General features: G+C 70.0%; 16 protein-coding genes and 1 pseudogene. 6 read left to right on the top strand and 11 right to left on the bottom strand.

All coding sequences use genetic code 11. From position 1 onward, the window contains the following. The first annotated feature begins 77 nt into the window (after positions 1-77). Complete coding sequence (locus ACFU5K_RS20150) at positions 78-1,214, top strand: aminoglycoside phosphotransferase family protein (RefSeq protein ID WP_384063407.1); 1,137 nt, start codon at positions 78-80, stop codon at positions 1,212-1,214. Between the two features lie 99 nt (positions 1,215-1,313). Here the strand turns inward: ACFU5K_RS20150 and ACFU5K_RS20155 are convergent, their stop codons facing one another. Next, positions 1,314-2,645 (bottom strand): N-acetylmuramoyl-L-alanine amidase, encoded by a 1,332-nt coding sequence (locus ACFU5K_RS20155; protein WP_384063410.1) that lies wholly within the window; start codon positions 2,643-2,645, stop codon positions 1,314-1,316. Positions 2,646-2,886: 241 nt separating this feature from the next. Between ACFU5K_RS20155 and ACFU5K_RS20160 the strand changes: the two genes are divergently transcribed. Then, entirely contained in the window at positions 2,887-5,151 is a 2,265-nt protein-coding gene (locus ACFU5K_RS20160; RefSeq protein WP_384063412.1) for a germacradienol/geosmin synthase, read from the top strand. Here the strand turns inward: ACFU5K_RS20160 and ACFU5K_RS20165 are convergent. Both ACFU5K_RS20165 and ACFU5K_RS20170 read right to left on the bottom strand, forming a co-directional pair. Beyond that, a complete protein-coding gene (locus ACFU5K_RS20165; RefSeq protein WP_203184308.1) occupies positions 5,090-5,590 on the bottom strand; it encodes a hypothetical protein in 501 nt (166 codons plus the stop codon). The two genes, ACFU5K_RS20160 and ACFU5K_RS20165, sit on opposite strands and share 62 nt — an antisense overlap. A gap of 46 nt (positions 5,591-5,636) precedes the next feature. Next, positions 5,637-5,831: pseudogene (locus tag ACFU5K_RS20170) on the bottom strand (ACT domain-containing protein); the annotation flags it as partial. 245 nt (positions 5,832-6,076) lie between these two features. Here ACFU5K_RS20170 and ACFU5K_RS20175 point away from each other — a divergent pair. Further along, a complete protein-coding gene (locus tag ACFU5K_RS20175) occupies positions 6,077-7,243 on the top strand; it encodes a nitrous oxide reductase family maturation protein NosD (protein WP_384063415.1) in 1,167 nt (388 codons plus the stop codon). Positions 7,244-7,280: 37 nt separating this feature from the next. After that, positions 7,281-8,357, top strand: coding sequence for a methyltransferase (locus ACFU5K_RS20180; protein WP_384063418.1), 1,077 nt, complete (start codon positions 7,281-7,283; stop codon positions 8,355-8,357). Between the two features lie 75 nt (positions 8,358-8,432). Here ACFU5K_RS20180 and ACFU5K_RS20185 read toward each other — a convergent pair whose 3' ends face one another. The 7 genes from ACFU5K_RS20185 to ACFU5K_RS20215 all read right to left on the bottom strand — a co-directional run bounded on the left by ACFU5K_RS20185 (position 8,433) and on the right by ACFU5K_RS20215 (position 13,682). Further along, a complete protein-coding gene (locus ACFU5K_RS20185) occupies positions 8,433-8,765 on the bottom strand; it encodes a TcmI family type II polyketide cyclase (RefSeq protein WP_384063420.1) in 333 nt (110 codons plus the stop codon). 19 nt (positions 8,766-8,784) lie between these two features. Continuing rightward, positions 8,785-9,264 carry an SRPBCC family protein gene (locus ACFU5K_RS20190; protein WP_384063422.1) on the bottom strand — a complete coding sequence of 160 codons (480 nt, stop codon included), beginning with the start codon at positions 9,262-9,264 and terminating at the stop codon, positions 8,785-8,787. 1 nt (position 9,265) lies between these two features. After that, positions 9,266-9,523 (bottom strand): acyl carrier protein, encoded by a 258-nt coding sequence (locus tag ACFU5K_RS20195; protein WP_384063425.1) that lies wholly within the window; start codon positions 9,521-9,523, stop codon positions 9,266-9,268. Positions 9,524-9,538: 15 nt separating this feature from the next. Beyond that, positions 9,539-10,798, bottom strand: coding sequence for a ketosynthase chain-length factor (locus ACFU5K_RS20200; protein WP_384063427.1), 1,260 nt, complete (start codon positions 10,796-10,798; stop codon positions 9,539-9,541). Then, the gene (locus tag ACFU5K_RS20205) at positions 10,795-12,063 is read right to left on the bottom strand and encodes a beta-ketoacyl-[acyl-carrier-protein] synthase family protein (protein WP_384063430.1); all 1,269 of its coding nucleotides are present in this window, start codon (positions 12,061-12,063) and stop codon (positions 10,795-10,797) included. Before ACFU5K_RS20205 ends, ACFU5K_RS20200 begins: the two co-directional genes overlap by 4 nt. Next, complete coding sequence (locus tag ACFU5K_RS20210) at positions 12,060-12,494, bottom strand: cupin domain-containing protein (protein ID WP_384063433.1); 435 nt, start codon at positions 12,492-12,494, stop codon at positions 12,060-12,062. The genes ACFU5K_RS20205 and ACFU5K_RS20210 overlap by 4 nt, the downstream gene beginning before the upstream one ends. A gap of 69 nt (positions 12,495-12,563) precedes the next feature. Beyond that, positions 12,564-13,682, bottom strand: a complete 1,119-nt coding sequence (locus tag ACFU5K_RS20215) for a TcmI family type II polyketide cyclase (RefSeq protein ID WP_384063435.1) — start codon at positions 13,680-13,682, stop codon at positions 12,564-12,566. Positions 13,683-13,953: 271 nt separating this feature from the next. Between ACFU5K_RS20215 and ACFU5K_RS20220 the strand changes: the two genes are divergently transcribed. Both ACFU5K_RS20220 and paaK read left to right on the top strand, forming a co-directional pair. Then, positions 13,954-15,594: an FAD-dependent oxidoreductase gene (locus ACFU5K_RS20220; protein WP_384063439.1), complete on the top strand. Its 1,641-nt coding sequence runs from the start codon at positions 13,954-13,956 to the stop codon at positions 15,592-15,594. Between the two features lie 273 nt (positions 15,595-15,867). Then, positions 15,868-17,157, top strand: a complete 1,290-nt coding sequence (gene paaK / locus ACFU5K_RS20225; RefSeq protein ID WP_384063443.1) for a phenylacetate--CoA ligase PaaK — start codon at positions 15,868-15,870, stop codon at positions 17,155-17,157. A 118-nt stretch (positions 17,158-17,275) separates the two neighbouring features. Here the strand turns inward: paaK and ACFU5K_RS20230 are convergent, their stop codons facing one another. After that, positions 17,276-17,863 carry a class F sortase gene (locus ACFU5K_RS20230; RefSeq protein ID WP_384063479.1) on the bottom strand — a complete coding sequence of 196 codons (588 nt, stop codon included), beginning with the start codon at positions 17,861-17,863 and terminating at the stop codon, positions 17,276-17,278. Between the last annotated feature and the right edge of the window lie 225 nt (positions 17,864-18,088).

Below are 18,088 nucleotides of genomic sequence, written 5' to 3' on the forward strand. Positions count from 1 at the left end.
CTCCCCAGGGTGCCGAACGGCCGCCGGCCGGGGCGGCGTACGTAACTTGTCGGCGCACGAAGGGATCTGTCTAGCCCATGTACACAGCATCGTCCTCCGTGTCCGTCCCGCCCCGGCCGCTCCGTCCCTTCGGGACGGGCGGCGGTCCGTATCTCGACCCCCGCGCCGCGTCACCGGCGTCCGCCGCGGGTCGGACCCGACGGGCGGCGGGACCGGGCACCCAGGCGCTCAGCGGACGGCTCGACCTGTCGGGCGCCCAGGGCGCTCAGTTGAGAATGGCCATCGCCTCGGTGCACCGCATCTGCCCGGAGTTCAACCCGGTGCAGGTGCTGCGCCGCAGCGGACGTTCGGTACTCATCGTGGGAACCACCGGCCGTGCGACCGCGGTGGCCAAGTGTTTACTGGACCACTCCCCGGCATGGACGGAGAGGTTCCGGCACGAAATAGCGGCATACCGCGCGTTCGTCAGGCACCGCCCGCCGGTCCGGGCCCCGCGGCTCATCGCCGCCGACCCGGAGAACTGCACCCTGGTGATCGAGCGGATGCCCGGCCGCGTCGCGGCGCTGACCAGGCACCCTGCGGAGGCGCCGCCCCGCGCGGACCTTCGAGCCGTTCTGGGAGCGATCAGCCGGATCAACGCGTGGAGGCCTCCGGCGGGGCTGTTCGACGCCCCGCTCGACTACGCCTCGCGCATCGCCCGCTACCACGAGCTGGGCCTCTTCACGGACCGCGACCTGGGCGACCTGCAGAAGCTGCTGCACGGCCTGGCGCACGCCGGTGGCCGTCAGGGAATGGGCCAGTTCTGCCACGGCGACGCACTGCTGTCGAACATCCTGCTCCCTCCCACCGGCCCGGTGCTGGTCGATTGGGAGCACGCGGGATGGTACCTCCCGGGGTACGACCTCGCGACGCTCTGGGCCGTACTCGGTGACGCTCCGGCGTCCCGGCGGCAGATCAGCCAGCTCGCGCAGGCCTCGGGCGCAGCGGCCCGCGACGCCTTCCTGATCAACCTGATGATCGTGCTGACCCGCGAGATCCGTACGTACGAGACGGCTGTGCAGCGGGCCATGCGCGAGGGCGCTCCGTCCGGGGGCGGCCAGGCACGGCAGGGCGCACTGTCCTCGGGCGAGGAGCAGCGGCTCCTGCTGCGCAGGCTGCACGACGACTGCGCGATGGCGCGGCGGGCCGTGCGCGCCGCGGTGGGAACACGCTGACCACGCCGGGACGACCGGCCTGACGAACGGGGGGACGCGCTGCGGGACCGGTGCCGACACACGGGTCCCGCAGCGCGCCGATGTGCCCTCAGTCGCGGCTCACGAGCGCGCTCGCACCACATCGACGTCGGACGCCTTCACGAAGCCGATCCGATGGCCGATCTGCACCGTCACGTACTTCTGGGCGCCCGCGAAGTACGTGTGGTCGTACGGCTTCGACCCGTCGATGGTCGGGGCGTAGTAGTAGCCGGTGGGCGCCTCTCCGCCGCCGGGGAACGCCTGCCCCTCCTTGATGGTGTACACGAGCGGGGTGCCGACGCTCGGCTTCACGAAGTCCGCGGGGTACTCCCCCTTCTCCGGGTAGGCGACCCCGTACACCGGCACTTCGGTCTTGCCCGCCTTCGGGCGGACGACCGTGCCCGAGGTGGGGGTGGTGACCCGGGCCCTGTCCGGGGTGCTGAACCATGCCTTCTGTCCGTACCACCAGATCGCCGTCCATCCGGGGGCACGGTCGGCGACGACAGCCTGCTGGGTGGCACTGATCTTGCTGCCCCAGTCGGCGGCGCAGTTCGTGCCGGGGGATCCGTCCGGGTGCAGTCCGGGGTCGGAGAACAGCGGTGAGTCCGCGGACGGCTCCGTGTGCAGCGGCACCGCGCTGCTCCCCTGGCGGGGCAGGTCCACGCCCTTCTCGCAGTCCCGGAACTCCTGCTGGTTCTTGGTGAAGTCCGCGCTGACGGTGACCAGTTCGCCGGTCCTGGGCGCGCTCGGCACGCTGGGCCTGCCGAGCAGGGCCATGAAGCGGTTCCAGTCCCAGTACGGGCCCGGATCCCAGTGCATGTTCTTCGTCCCCGCCGCGCTGGTGGGCGGGACGCCGTCGTGCCCGATGATGTGCTGCCGATCGAGGGGGATGTCGTACTTGGCCGCCAGGTGCCGCACCAGACGTGCGGTCGAGCGGTACATCTCGGGGGTGTACCACTTGGCGCCCTCGGTCGCGACTCCCTCCTGCTCGATGCCGATGGAGTGCGTGTTGAGATACCAGTTGCCTGCCTGCCAGGCGACGTCCTTGTTCTTCACCATCTGAGTGATGTGACCGTCGGACGAACGCACCACGTAGTGCGCCGAGGTCTGGTTGAGCGGGTTCTGGAAGATCTTCAGCGTGGTGTCGAAGTCCTCCTCCGTGTCGTGCAGGACGATGAACTTGACCTGGTTGCCGGCCGGGCGTTCCGCGGTGTCGTAGTTGCCGTACGTGTCCTTGTCAGCGGGGTCACCGGTCTGCTGGTAGGCGGCGGGGACCCAGTCGCAGGACAGGCTGCGCGGACATTCCGGCCGTACGGTGTCCGCGCCGGCGGCCGCCGGGGAGAGGAGCGCCACGCTCAGCGCCCCCGCCGCGGTCAGTGCGAGCGCGAGTCTGGTCCTCTGCTTCGACGTCATGACAACCCTTCTTGGGCCGGTCGGTCGCGGAGTGCCCCGGGAGCGCTCTCCGCGTTCGTCTGTCGGCGCACACTCTGTGACGCAAGGTGTTGGTGAGTCAAGAGTGCAGTGTGCAACCACACCTGAGTTTGTGTGACTATTTCCCGGCGTGCGTGCCCCGGATGGCCGAGGGGTAGTGCTGGCGCCGACAGGACAGATCCGCGTGGAGCACGCGGAGTTCTCCGAAAGGCCGGACGCACACATGGCACAGCCCTTCACACTGCCGGACTTCTACGTGCCGTACCCGGCGCGTCTCAATCCACATCTGGAGACGGCCCGGACCCACACACGGGAGTGGGCACGCGGGATGGGGATGCTGGAGGGCTCGGGAATCTGGGAGGAGAAGGACCTCGAGTCCCACGACTACGCCCTGCTCTGCGCGTACACCCACCCCGACTGCTCGGCCGAGGCGCTTTCCCTCGTCACCGACTGGTACGTGTGGGTCTTCTTCTTCGACGACCACTTCCTGGAGCTGTTCAAGCGCACGCCGGACAGGGAGGGGGGCAAGCGGTACCTGGACCGGCTCCCCGCCTTCATGCCGATGCGTCGCGGCGCCGCGACGCCCGAACCGACAAACCCCGTCGAGGCGGGCCTCGCGGACCTGTGGGCGCGGACCGTGCCGAGCATGTCCGACGCATGGCGGGCCCGGTTCGCCGAGGCGACGGAGAACCTTCTGAACGAGTCCCTCTGGGAGCTCGCGAACATCAACGAGGGGCGTATCGCCAACCCTGTCGAATACATCGAGATGCGCCGCAAGGTGGGCGGGGCGCCCTGGTCGGCCGGGCTGGTGGAGTACGCCGCGAACGCCGAGGTCCCCGCATCGGTGGCCGACGCACGTGCGTTGCGGGTCCTGAGCGACGCGTTCTCCGACGGCGTGCATCTGCGCAACGACCTCTTCTCGTACCAGCGCGAGGTCGAGGACGAGGGCGAGAACAGCAACGGCGTACTGGTCCTGGAGCGGTTCCTGGGCTGCTCCACGCAGGAGGCGGCCGAGGCGGTCAACGACCTGCTGACGTCACGCCTGCAGCAGTTCGAGAACACCGCCCTGACCGAACTCGGGCCCCTGTGTGCCGAGAAGGGGCTGACCGCGGACGAGACGGTGGCGGTTCTCGCGTACGTCAAGGGGCTCCAGGACTGGCAGTCCGGCGGCCACGAGTGGCACATGCGCTCCAGCCGCTACATGAACGGCGGCGGAGCCGGACAGAGCGTGCCCGGCTTCGGGATGGCCGCAGGCTCGATCCGGCTCACCCCCCGCGCCGAGTCACTGCGCCGGCGCAGCCACACGCACGTGCCCTATCAGCACGTGGGCCCGTCCCTGCTGCCGGACTTCGACATGCCGTTCAGCACGACACTGAGTCCGCACCTGGACGGCGCGCGCGTCAGGATCGTGGAGTGGTCGCACCGGATGGGGCTGCTGGAGGCGCAGCCGGGCGTGCCGGGTTCGCACATCTGGGACGAGGAGCGACTCGTCGCGACCGATCTGCCGCTGTGTGCCGCCGGGTTGCACCCCGATGCGACCCCCGACGAGCTGGACCTGTCGTCGGGATGGCTGACCTGGGGGACGTACGGGGATGACTGGTTCCCGGTGGTGCACGGCCGGGGGCGTGATCTGGCGGGGGCGAGGCTCGCCAACGAGCGGCTGTCGATGTTCATGCCGCTGGACGGTGCGTCCCTGCCCGAGCCGGTCAACGCACTGGAGCGGGGGCTCGCGGACCTCTGGCTCAGGACGGCCGGCCCGATGGACGAGGGCGGGCGCCGTACCTTCCGCGAGGCCGTGGAGAAGATGACGGCGAGCTGGCTCTGGGAGCTGGCGAACCAGGCACAGAACCGGATTCCCGATCCCGTCGACTACATGGAGATGCGCCGCGCGACGTTCGGTTCGGACCTCACCATGAGCCTGTGCAGGCTTGGCCACGGCAAGAAGGTGCCGGACGCGGTCTACCGCAGCGGCCCGATGCGGTCCCTCGAGAACGCGGCCGCCGACTACGCGTGCCTGATGAACGACGTCTTCTCGTACCAGAAGGAGATCGAGTACGAGGGCGAGGTGCACAACGGTGTCCTGGTCGTGCAGAACTTCTTCGGGGTGGACTATCCGACCGGCGTCGCGATCGTGGACGACCTGATGAATTCGCGGATGCGCCAGTTCCAGCACGTCGCCGAGCGGGAACTCCCCGTGCTGTACGACGATTTCGGTCTCGATGCCGAGGCCAGGGAGATCCTGGCGGGTTATGTCGTGGAGCTGCAGCACTGGATGGCGGGCATCCTCATCTGGCACCGCGACTGCCGGCGCTACCGCGAGCAGGATCTGCGGCGGGGCACCGGGACCCCGTGGCACATCAGCGGCCCCACGGGGTTCGGGACGTCAGCAACTCGGGTGACCCGGCTGCTGACGGCGCAGGGACGTTTCAGCCCTGCTGGAACAGCTCTGCCGGAAGTGGCTTCAGCAGGGCGTACAGGTCATCCGTGATCGGACGGTCCCAGCTGGCGATGGTGACGAGTACCCCGTCACTCCGGTCGAACTGGACGCAGGAGATCCGGCTCTCGGAGAGCTTGATCCGCCGCACGATCAGCAGGCTGTCGCCCTGCATGACGGGCACGTCCTCGGAGCCGGTGACTTCGACCGGCTCGTCGTTCTCGAGCGCGAGGAGGAGCTGTGCGACCTCGAAGGGAACCTGCCCCTCCTCGGTCTCGCGGGCCGGTGATCCTTCCGGCAGGTTGCCGATGATCATCGCGGGCCCGCGTCCACCGAACAGGTCGTAGCGCAGGAACACGCCCTGACAGCTCCCGTCGGGGGCGGGCAGGAGACCGGCGCCGAGGTTGCCGGGCCAGTCGCCCGGGTCCATGGCCAGGACGTCGAAGTCCGGGCCCGCGGGAGTGGCGGCGCTGCGGCGGCGGAGGAAGGACATGGGGCCATGTTACGTGTCCCGGCTCACGTTGCGGAGCCGGGCACTCCTAGCCCGACTCCGCCGCCAGTGCTTCCAGCACCCGGACCGCCTCGGCCGCCCGCTCGTACGGAACGAACAGGTGGTCGTGATGGAACCCGGCGATCACGTTGCAGCTGATCCCCGCATCGGTGAGCGCGAGGGCGACGGCCGCGGTGAGCCCGACCGCGTCCAGCGCGGAGTGCACGCGCAGGGTGATCCGGCCTGTCTTCGCATGCCGCCGATCACAGGAGCCGGTCGAAGTCCGCGGGGTGGCCCGCGACGCACCTCTCGGGCATGGCCCCCGCTCCGGCCGGAGGCGTCGCGAGAGGCATCCGCAGTGGTGCGGACCCGCTGCACGAATACGTTGGGTGGCGAGCCGAACAGGTCTAGTAAGCCATTCAGGCACGCCTTGTATCCATACGGTCACCATGCGTGGCAACGGCGATTGATCACCCATAGCTTCGGCTCATGAGAACAAGACACATGAACAGCCTGGCCGCCGTCACCGTCGTCACGGCCTCCGCGCTGGGCCTCGCGGCCGCCCCGACCGCGGCGTCCGGACACCGTGATCACGTGGTGCACCCGGGCGAATCGATCCAGGGCGCGGTGAACGCCGCGGAGCCGGGCGACACGATCGTCCTCCTGCCCGGCACGTACCGCGAGAGCGTCCTGATCACCACACCGGGCCTGACTCTGCGGGGGGCCGGCGAGCGCACGGTGATCAGGCCGCCCGCGGCCAAGGCCACCAAGCCGGCGAAGAACGCCAAGCCCGCGAAGTCCACGAAGCCGGCCAAGGCCACCAAGGGCGCCGAGGCCGCCAGGGGCCCGCGGGCCGCCAACGCGTGTGCGGCCGGCGGGAACGGCATCTGCGTCGTCGGGACCAAGGGGCACACCGTCGACGACGTCAGGATCCGTGCGCTGACCGTCTCCGGGTTCAGCAAGAGCGGCGTCTGGGCGTCCTGGACCGACGGGCTCTCCGTCCGCAGGGTGACCGCCTCGAGGAACGGCACCTGGGGTATCGCGCAGGAGCGCTCCACCCGGGGCGACTTCCGGCGCAACACCGCCACCGCCAACGGTGACGCAGGGATCTTCGTCGCCAACTCGGTCAGCGAGGAGGGCGGGGCGACCGACACCGGCGGGACCCTGGTCGTGGACAACTCTGTGACCCGGAACCGCATCGGTGTCACGGCGCGCCGGGTCAGGAACCTGGTGATCGACGGCAACACGATGACCGGCAACTGCAGCGGGGTCTTCGTCGTCGGCGACGAGTCCAAGCCCGCGGCCGGAGCGATGACCATCAGCGGTAACCGGATCATGAAGAACAACAAGTTCTGCCCGGCGACCCCGCGCCTGTCGGCGATCCAGGGGTCAGGCATCGTACTCACCGGCAGTGAGAGCACGATCGTCCGTTCCAACGTCATTCGGGACAACGTCGGATCGACCCCCCTCTCCGGCGGCATCCTGCTCTTCAAGAGCTTCGTGGGCGCGCTGAACACCGACAACGAGATCAGCGGCAACCTCGTGCGCGGCAACAAGCCGGCCGACCTCGCCAACCGCGACACCGCGGGCAAGGGCAACACCTTCGTCAGCAACACGTGCGGGACATCCGTCCCGGCCGGGATGTGTGCCGAATGACAGCTGACCACGACCGCACAAGGAGGACCGAGACGGTATGACAACCGTGAGCCCCACACCCGAGACCACCCCCGTCGCCGCGCACCCGGCGGCCTCCGCCGCTCAGACGCCGCCGCCGTCCATGCGTCTGCGCGAGCTCGCGTTCGGGGCGGCCTGCGCCGCGGCCGTGCGCGCGGCAGCGCGGCTGGGCATCGCCGACGCCCTGGGCGAGACGCCCTCGTCGGCCGCCGAACTGGCCCTCGTCGTGGATGCCGAGCCGATCCCGCTGCAGCGCCTGCTGCGTGCGCTGTGCTGCTACGGGATCTTCAGCGAGACCCAGGACGGGAAGTTCGTCCACACGGAGATGTCCCGGCTGCTGAGGGAGGACGACCCCAACAGCCTGCGTTACATCTCCCTGTGGTGCACGGAGCCCTGGACCTGGGAGGTCTGGCCGCGGCTCGAGGACGCGGTGCGCACCGGCAAGAGCGTCTTCCCCGAGACGTTCGGCAAGGGCTTCTTCGACTACCTCCACCAGGACGCCGGTGAATCAGCCCAGGTGTTCAACCGGGCGATGACCACGTCCAGCGTGCAGTCGGCGCGGGATGTCGCCGAGCTCCTCGACCTCACCGGGGTCTCATCGGTCGCCGACATCGGCGGCGGGCAGGGCCACGTGCTCGCGAGTCTGCTGGAGAAGCACCCATCGGTCCACGGCACGCTCCTGGACCTGCCGGGTGTCGTGGCGCGCGCGGACGCCAGGCTGCGGGACGGTGGCCCGCTCGCGGACCGCGTCCGGATCGTGCCCGGCGACTGCCGCGAGGACATCCCGTTCGAGGTGGATCTCTACATCATCAAGAACATCCTCGAATGGGACGACGAGAGCACCCGCAGGACGCTCGCCAACGTGGTCTCCGCCGCGCGTCCCGGCGCCCGCGTGGTGATCATCGAGAACCTCGTCGACGACACCCCGTCGATGCGGTTCACCACGGCGATGGACCTGCTGCTCCTGCTCAACGTCGGGGGTGCGAAGCACACCCGGGAGAGCCTGGTCACGCGGATGTCCGACGCCGGCCTGCGGGTGGGCCAGATCCACCCGGTCAACGCGTACCTGCACGCGTTCGAGTGCGTCGTGCCGTAACCCGGACCCCCGGGCGGACGAAGATCGCCCCGGGCCCGGCACTCAGGTGCCGGACCCGGGGCGATCGTGCGTGCATCAGGCGGAACCGTCCCGCTGCCACGTGTAGAACTGCTGTGCCATCGCGTCCTTCGGACCACGCCAGGTCTGCGGGTCGTAGGGACTGACGAAGGCGGTCAGCCGGTCGCTGATGGCCTTGAACTCGGGGTGTTCCATCACCTTGGCGATCTCCGGTCCCGGGGGGCGCTCGGACTCGATCAGGTGCAGGTACACATCGCCGAACTGGAACAGGCTGCGCCTGTTGACGCCGACGAGGTGGGGCAGGTCGGTGTTGTCGGAGGCCGCGAACAGCTTCGCGATGTCCGGTGCGGACTCGGGCGCCATCCGGGCAACGATCAGTGCGTGGTGCATCCGGCTGCCTTTCCGGGCGTCAGTTGACAGGAACCGAGGCGGAGCGCCGCTCCCGGTCGCGCTGCTCGATCTTGTCCCGGATGAGTTCCAGCTGCACGCGGGAGTTGCGGTTGATGTTCTCGGTCATCCACGCGTCGTCGACCGGCGCGTCCGGGCGCATCGCGAAGTCCTGCCGCCAGTGCATGCGCGTGCCGCCCGGGACCTCCGAGTACTCCCACCGGATGTCCATGTGCTGGAACGGGCCGGGCTCGACCCGCCGGGCGCGCACGTTCCGGCCCTGACGGTCCGTGGTGCGCTCCGAGACCCAACTCCACACCTTGCCGTTGTCGTCGGGGTGCATCGTGAGGCGGAAGGTCGTCTTCTGCCCCTCACGCTTCATCACCTCGACGGACGCGTACTCGCTGAACAGCTGCGGCCAGTTCTCGAGATCGTTCGTCATGTCCCAGACGAGGTCAAGAGGCGCGGCGATGGTGATCTCGTTCTCGGTGTGTCCGGACACGTCAGGCTCCTGTCACGAGGGTGGTGTTCACGAGGTCGAGGAACTCGCGGGGCGTCTTGCACCGGTCGGCGTCGACCGGCAGGGGGTGGCCGTACCGGTTCTCGAGCGCGGCGACGATGCCGAGAAGCCCGAGCGAGTCGAGGCCGTACTCGTCGAAGGCGGAGCCGGGTCGGTCGGCCATCACGGCGGGGTCGACCGTGAGGCCGGCGCCGTTCTTCATGAGTCCGGCCAGTTCCTCGTACGTCAGTTGAGCGGTCATCGGTACTGCTCCTTCTCACACGGGGGTGTCGGTGGGACGTCGCAGCACCAGGGCCGCGTTGGATCCCATGAGTCCTCGGCTCAGCACGAGAGCTGTCCGCAGTTCGGCGGTGCGCGCACGTCCCGTGACCACGTCGAGGTCGTGGCACACGTCGAAGACGTTGGGCGTCGGCGGAATCAGACCGTGTTCCATGGCCAGGACGGCGGCTGCCGTGTCCAGCACAGGGGCACCGCAGTAGGCGCGGCCGATCCCGGTCTTGGGGGCCGTCACAGGCACGCGCCGTCCGTGTGCGCCGAGGACGTCGGCGATGGCCAGGGCTTCGGCACGGTCCGCCGAGGGCACGCCGAGCGCGTCCGCGAAGACCACGTCGACCTCCTCCGGCGCACAGCCCGCCTCGCGCAGCGCTCCCTCGATCGCGTGGGCGAGTCCTCCGCGCGACTCATCCCACCGGCCGGCGCCCGTGAAGGTGGCCGCGTGTCCGGCGAGTTCGGCCCGGACCCGGGCTCCGCGGTCGAGGGCAGCCGTCTTCTCCTCGACCACGAGCATGCCGCCGCCCTCGGCCGGGACGAATCCGCAGGCGTCCGAGGTGAACGGGCGGTAGGCGCGGGTCGGTTCGTCGCTCAGGCTGAGGTCGTCGTAGCCGAGCTGGCAGACGACCGAGTACGGTGCGAGCGGCGCCTCCGCAGCGCCGACGACGACGGCGTCCGTGCCCCGCCGGATGGAGCGCGCCGCGTGCATGAGCGCGTCCAGGCCGCCGGCCTCGTCGCTGGCGACGACGGCGCACGGCCCCTTGAAGCCGCCCCGGATCGAGATCTGACCGGTGCTCGCCGCGTAGAACCAGGCGATGGACTGGTAGGGGCCGACGAAGCGGGATCCCTGCCCCCACAGCCGCTGCAGCTCACGCTGGCCGAACTCACCGCCGCCGGAACCGGCCGCGGTGACCACGCCCACCTTGAACGGCGCGCCCTCGTAGTCGGCGCGGCCGAGCCGGGCGTCGTCGAGGGCGAGATCGGCGGCCGCCATGGCGTAGTGGGTGAAGCGGTCGGTCTGGACGAGGAAGCGCTCCTCGATGAAGGCGACCGGGTCGAAGTCCCGGACCTCCCCCGCTACCCGCAGCGGGAGGTTCTCGCAGCCCTCGCGGGAGACCAGATCGAGGACGCTGACTCCTTCCTGGGTCTGCTTCCAGAAGGCCCCGACGCCCGTCCCGTTGGGGGCGACGACGCCGATCCCCGTGATGACGGAGCTGCGGTGGGCCGGGGTTGTGCGGGCACTCATGGGTTCCTCCCGCCTGATCGGGTCATGGCGACGGCGGACTGGAATCCACCGAAGCCGCTGCCGACCGAGAGCACACTGCGCAGCTTGAGGGGCCGGGCGGTGCGCGGTACGTAGTCGAGGTCGCACTCGGGGTCCGGGGTCTCGTAGTTGGCCGTCGGAGGCACCGTCTGGTGCTTGAGGGCCAGTACGCACGCGGCGATCTCGATCGCTCCGATGGCGCCCAGGGAGTGGCCGACCATCGACTTGATCGAACTCATCGGCACCTTGTACGCGTGGTTGCCCAGAGCGCGCTTCACCGCGGCCGTCTCGTGCCGGTCGTTCTGCTTCGTGCCCGAGCCGTGCGCGTTGACGTAGTCCACCTGCGAGCCGTCCAGCCTGGCGTGCGCGAGGGCGGTGTTGATGGCCTCGGCCATCTCCAGGCCTTCGCTGGTCAGCCCGGTCATGTGGTAGGCGTTGCCGAAGGTGGCGTAGCCCGATATCTCGCAGTAGACGGTGGCGCCGCGGGCCCGTGCGTGCTCGAGCTCCTCGAGTACGAGGACCGCTCCGCCCTCACCCATCACGAACCCGTCCCGGCGGGCGTCGAACGGCCTGGAGGCGTGCTCCGGATCGTCGTTGTTCGCCGAGGTGGCCTTGATCGCGTCGAAGCAGGCCACCGTGATGGGGGTGATCGGCGTGTCGGACGCGCCCGCGATGCAGACGTCGACCCTGCCCTCCTCGACGGAGTGGAAGGCGTAGCCGATCGCGTCGAGTCCGGAGGTGCAGCCCGTCGAGACGGTCTGCACCGGTCCGTGTGCACCCACCTCCTCCGCGACCGCGGAGGCGAGGGTGCTCGGCGCGAACGCCCTTTCGAGGTGAGCGCCGGCGGGCCGGTGGTCGACGTCCCAGCGGGCGCCGCTGCCGCTGACGGCGACGTAGTCGTGCTCGAGCCTGGTGGTGCCGCCGACAGCGGTCCCGAGGGAGACACCGATGCGCCAGGGGTCCTCCCTCTCCAGGTCGAGTCCGGCGTCTCCCAGCGCTTCCCTGGCCGCGACCAGGGCGAACTGGATGTACCGGTCCGAGCGGGCGATCAGCTGCTCGTCCAGGCCGTGGGCGGCGGGGTCGAAGTCGCACTCGGCGGCGATGCGCGAGCGGAACTGCGACGGGTCGAACAGGGTGATGCCGCGTGTGGCCGTACGGCCGTTGGCGAGCAGGTCCCAGAACGCCGGCGCCCCGATGCCGCCGGGTGCGACGACGCCGACCCCGGTTACCGCGACGCGCCGTGTCATGAGGCGGCCCCCGTTCGTTCCGGCGGGGCTCCGCGCTCGGCAGTCTCCGTGACCTCGGTGTCCACGTGCCCGAGTTCCGGGCGCGGGGCCAGCGGGCCGAGGTGGAAGACCATGCGGGCCTCCACGTCCCCCACGTTGCGGAACCGGTGACGGACGTGCGGCGGGATCAGCAGTCCCTGGTCGGGCCGCATGGCGAACGTCTCCCCGTCCAGGTCGACTTCGAGGAGCCCCGCCACGACGAACACGAATTCCTCGGAGTACGGGTGGTAGTGCTCGCCGATGCGGTCACCGGGCTCGATGAGGGCCAGCCCCATGAAGCCGCTGGTGGCACCCACCGCCGTGGGTGTGAGCAGAGCGCGCAGGTCGCCCCCGCGCCTGCGGTTGGGCTGAGTCTCGCTGAGGTCCACGATGCGAGGCCGCTGGGTGGTCATGGCTGGTCTCCTCCAGGCACGTTGTGCGGTGGTCGGCGGATCGGGGTGCTCCCGGTCGCTGGTAACGCGTCAGGAACCGGTGGCCCGACGGTCGGTGATCAGGTTCATCTCGGCCTGCGCGAGGAAGCGGGCGGCCTCCTGGTCGGTCGTCGGCATGCCGTTCGCACCGCCGTCCAGCAGCCGGCCGAGCATGGCCGCCTTGCGGTGACCACCGATGCCGAGCGCCTGCGTCGGGTGCGCGCCGAGCGGGCCGCTCACCTCGAGGAGCCGCACCACGATGTCGTCGCGCTGGAAGATGGTGCTGCTCTCGATGGGGCTCGCGACGTCGTCCGCCGCCTCCTCGTCCTGGCCGGCGAGCAGCCGGGCCAGGGCCATGCCGCAGCCTTCCTTGGCCTGGTAGAACAGCGCGTGCCGCTCGACCTCGGCCGAGGAGTGGCGGCCGGCCGTCACATGGTGGACGGTCGGGAGCGCCGCCCGGGTGAAGAACATACGGGCGGAGTCGGGGTCGCTCAGGTCGCGGTCCTGCTCCAGATACGGGTTGATGGCCTCTTCCACGGCCCTGACCTCGGGCTGCCGTGAGACGTGGCGCAGGGCGGCCATCAGGTCGCCCTCCACCTCGACGGCCCGCACGACACGGTTGCCGTGCATGAAGAGCGAGGTACGGCGCAGTCGGGTGTTCTCGTCCACGCGTGCCTGCGGGGAGTCGTAGTCGGCGAGGATCTTCGCGACCATCTCCTCCGTGCCCGGCTTGACCGTGAACGTCAGTGCGTGGCGCACGACGCCGTCACCGAGGCGCGGCGCGGACTGGAGGCGGCTCTTGACGGGCTCAGAGGTGCCCTCGAAAGCCGCACCGGTCTCCCGCAGGACGCTGAAACGAAGGGATCGGGTGTCACGCACGCAGCTGTGCAGCGGCTGCACCGTCGCGACGTGCTCCTCACTGTTGACCCAGGCGAGGAACGGCGGTGCGCTCTCCCACTCACTGGTGATGAGCCACTGCGAAGGGTTCTCGATGGACTGGCACAGCTGGTCGCTGATGTGTCCGGGGATCGAGGCCACCTGGTTGCGCATGTGCTCGTACGCCTCGAGGAACTGGTTCTGGGCGCCGTCGTGCAGGTCCAGCAGCAGTATGACCCGGAGCCTCGAACCGTCGAAGGCGGACTGAGATATACGTTCCGAGAGGGCTGTCATCTTTCGTTCTCCTTCGAGACGGTACGGCGGCCACGTCACGTGGCCCCTCGTCATCAGGCGGTATCGGTGGAAGCGGCGCAGGCCCTGCCCACTGACGCGTGGCAACGCCACCGCATCGCGGACATCGCTCCCGCGACTGATCGTGGAACGCGAGTGCGGGTGGCGCGAGATTTATGAACCGTTCAGGTGAGGCACCGTCGGAAGCCCGGCCGAACCCCTCCCGCGAGGGCATGGACACTGCATCCGTAGTGCGTCCGAGCTGGAGCAACAAATGAATGAGAACGTCGACCATCGCGTACCGGTCCTTGTCGTCGGTGGGTCCCTGGTGGGCCTGTCCACGTCCCTCTTCCTGAGCCGGCTCGGCATCCGCCACCTGCTGGTGGAGAAGCACCGCAGCACCTCGACCCACCCCCGCGGGCGTGGCAACAACGTCCGCACCATGGAGGTGTTCCGCACCGCGGGTGCGGAACAGCTGATCCGGGACGCCGCATCCGTGCTGGCGGAGAACCATGGCATCCTGCAGGCCGGCTCGCTCACCGGGGACGACCAGGAATGGCTGTTCAAGGAGATCGACCCGGGCGGCGGGCTCGCCAGGTTCAGCCCCAGCGGCTGGTGCCTGTGCAGCCAGAACGACCTGGAACCCGTCCTGGTCGACCACGCGAGGGCGCAGGGCAGCGAGCTGCGGTTCTCCACCGAGCTGATCAGCTTCGAGCAGGACGCGGACGGGGTCACCGCCGTCGTGAAGGACCGGGAGACCGGGGTGCACAGCACGGTGCGCGCGGACTACCTCGTGGCGGCCGACGGCCCCCGCAGCCCGATCCGGGAGCAGCTGGGCATCGGCCAGACGGGTCCTGGCGACCTCTTCCACAACGTGAGCATCACCTTCCGCTCCCGGCGCCTCGCCGCGGTGGTGGGTGACCGGCGCTTCATCGTCTGCTACCTGACCAACCCGAAGGCTGACGGGGCGCTCCTCCCGGTGGACAACGAGGAACGCTGGGTCTTCCACGCGCCGTGGCAGCCCGACCGGGGCGAGACTCTGGAGGACTTCACCGACGAGAGGTGCGCGGAACACATCCGCCTCGCGGTCGGAGCACCGGATCTCGACATCGAGATCACGGGCAAGGCCCCGTGGCACGCGGCGGAACGGGTGGCCGAGCGCTACGGCTCCGGCAGGGTCTTCCTCGCCGGTGACTCCGCCCACGAGATGTCCCCCACCGGGGCCTTCGGCTCCAACACCGGGATCCAGGACGCGCACAACCTGGCGTGGAAGCTGGCCGCCGTGATCGACGGCGCGGCGGAGCCGGAGCTTCTGGAGACGTACGAGGCAGAGCGGCTTCCCGTGGCCAAGGCCACGAGTGCCCGCGCCTCGGCCCGTTCGAGCGAGCACAGCCACCCGGGGTACGCCGGATCGCCGGGCCCCGGTGGTGGCGGCCGCAAGGGCGGCGGCATGCTCGCGGTCGCGCTCGGGTACCGCTATCCGCGGGGGGCCGTCCTGGGCTGCGACCCCGCTGCCCCTGTGGTGCCCGAGGGGATGGGTCTGACGGGTGAGCCGGGCTCACGCGCCCCGCACATGTGGCTCGGCCGTGACGGGGAGCGCGTGTCGACCCTGGACCTCTACGAGCAGGCGTTCGTCCTGCTCTGCGACGCCCGGCACCAGGGCTGGCGTGCGGCCGCCGCCGGGGTGGCGAAGCGCCTGGGCGTCCGTCTGGACGCCTTCGGCATCGGTTCCGGCCCGGGTGCGGACCTCGTGTCCGAAGAGGGGGCCGACTGGGCGGCCTCCCACGGCACCTCGGCCGAGGGCGCCGTGCTGGTGCGCCCCGACGGATTCGTGGCCTGGCGTTCCGAGAACGCGGCGGCGGACCCCGAGGGAACGCTGTACGAGGTCATGGCGACACTGCTGCACCGGGTCTGACCCGGCACGATCGGCGGCCCCGTGGGCCGTCGGCCTCGGCCCTGCCGCCCTGCCGCCCCAGAGTCCGGCTCGGGGGCGGCAGGGCGGACTCATGCTGAGCCGGCTGAACGCTCCGGCTGCGAAGCCGCGGGGGCCGGGGGTTCTCCACAGACGACGCCCGTGGGGTTTTCCACAGGCGGCGCCCGCCCCTTGCCAGAAGGCCTCACGTCCTGAATTACTGCTCCCAGGGAACGACCGAATGGTCGGTCGTCTGTCGGCGGGAGGATGATCCGTATGACGGCGCTGCTGGATGCCGGGGAGCGGCTCGGCCGCGACGAGCTCGAGGCGCTGCAGCTGGAGCGCCTGCGGGCCACGCTGCGGCACGCGTACGAGAACGTAGCCTTCTACCGGGCCGCCTTCGACAAGGCTGGTCTGCGGCCCGAGGACTGCCGCAGCCTCGCCGATCTCGCCCGTTTCCCGTTCACCGTCAAGGCCGACCTGCGTGACAACTATCCCTTCGGGATGTTCGCCGTCCCGGAGGAACAGGTGCGACGGATCCACGCCTCCAGCGGCACGACCGGCCGGCCGACGGTCGTCGGGTACACCGCGCGCGACCTGGACACCTGGGCGGATGTGGTGGCCCGCTCCATCAGGGCCGCCGGCGGCCGACCAGGGCACAAGGTCCATGTGGCCTACGGGTACGGGCTGTTCACGGGCGGCCTCGGTGCCCACTACGGTGCCGAACGGCTCGGCTGCACGGTCATTCCCGCGTCCGGTGGGATGACTGCGCGCCAGGTCCAGCTCATCCAGGACTTCCGGCCCGAGATCATCATGATCACGCCCTCCTACATGCTCACACTCCTGGACGAGTTCGAGCGCCAGGGCGTCGATCCGCGCTCCACGTCCCTGAAGGTCGGCATCTTCGGCGCCGAGCCGTGGACCGAGCAGATGCGCGGGGAGATCGAGGAGCGGTTCGCCATCGACGCGGTCGACATTTACGGGCTCTCGGAGGTGATGGGGCCGGGCGTGGCCCAGGAATGTGTCGAGACGAAGGACGGTCTGCACATCTGGGAGGACCACTTCTATCCGGAGGTCGTCGACCCGTTCACGGGCGAGGTCCTGCCGGACGGGGAGGAGGGCGAGTTGGTATTCACCTCACTCACGAAGGAGGCCATGCCGGTGATCCGTTACCGGACCCGCGACCTGACGCGCCTGCTCCCGGGTACCGCACGCGCCTTCCGGCGCATGGAGAAGGTCACGGGGCGCAGCGACGACATGGTGATTCTGCGTGGGGTGAATCTCTTCCCGACCCAGATCGAGGAGATCGTGCTCCGGACGCCGGGAGTGGCCCCTCACTTCCAGCTGAGACTGACTCGCCAGGGACGCCTGGACGCCCTGACCGTGCGGGCCGAGGCACGGTCGGGTGCCAGCATGGACGACCGCGCGTCGGCTGCGCGGACGATAGGGGCCGCGGTGAAGGACGGGATCGGCGTGAGCGTCGAGGTGGAGATCGTCGACCCCGAGACGCTCGAGCGGTCGATGGGCAAGATCAGGCGGATCGTCGACCTCCGGGAGGAGGACTGAGGAGGCACCCGGGGACGCCTCGTCCCGCGGGACCGTGATCGGTGAGTGCCCGGAGGGAGCGACGTCGGCGGGGAGCCCCTCAGCGGTCAGGCGGTCAGGCGGTCAGGCGGTCAGGCGGTCAGCGTGAGTCGGTCAGGGACGCGAAGACCACGACGTTGTCCTGGTAGCCGGACTTCTTGTTGTAATCGCCCCCGCAGGTGATCACCCGTAGCTCGGGCCGGGTCGAGGATCCGTAGACCTTGTTGTCGGGGAAGTCCTTCTTGCCGTAAGTCTCCACGGCATAGACGGTGAACACCGCGGTACTCAGGTCCTCCCGGATGATCTCCACAGTCGCACCTCTGCGCAGTAGTCCCAGCAGTTGGAAGACTCCGGGGCCGAGACGGGTGTCCACGTGTCCGGCCGTGACCGCGGTACCCACGGAACCCGGAACCGTGCCCCCGGCGTACCACCCCGCGAGCACCGGATTGTTGTCGGGCGGGGGCTTCAGGGCTCCGGAAGCGTCGAGACCCAACTTCATCATGGGCGCGTCCACCTTGAGGCTCGGAATGCGCAGGCGGACCGGTGTCACGGGCGGAAGCGGCCGGACGGAGGGCGGCGTCGCAAGAGTGCTTCGGCCGGGGGCGGAACTCTTGGAGGCCGATGGGGCACCGTCCCACCGTCTTGGTGTGGGTCCGGCCGGTACGGGGAATCCCCTCGCCGAAAGCAGCGGTGCCGGACGGACCGGCGGCCGGGGGACGAGTGCCGGCGGCGCCGTAGGCAGACGGACGAGGGCAGGACGCCGGGGCTCGGGGCGTTCGGCCGCTGTGTACGTCAGCGCGGGCCCGGCCCGCGCGGGACGAACCGGGCTGCTCGCCGGGGCCGGAGCCGCAGGCGGCGCGGGGGCCGCGGCGACGGCCGGGGGTTGCGGCGGCCTGTCCTCGCGCAGTCCGGT

This window comes from Streptomyces sp. NPDC057428, assembly GCF_042803195.1.
Classification (GTDB): Bacteria; Actinomycetota; Actinomycetes; order Streptomycetales; family Streptomycetaceae; genus Streptomyces.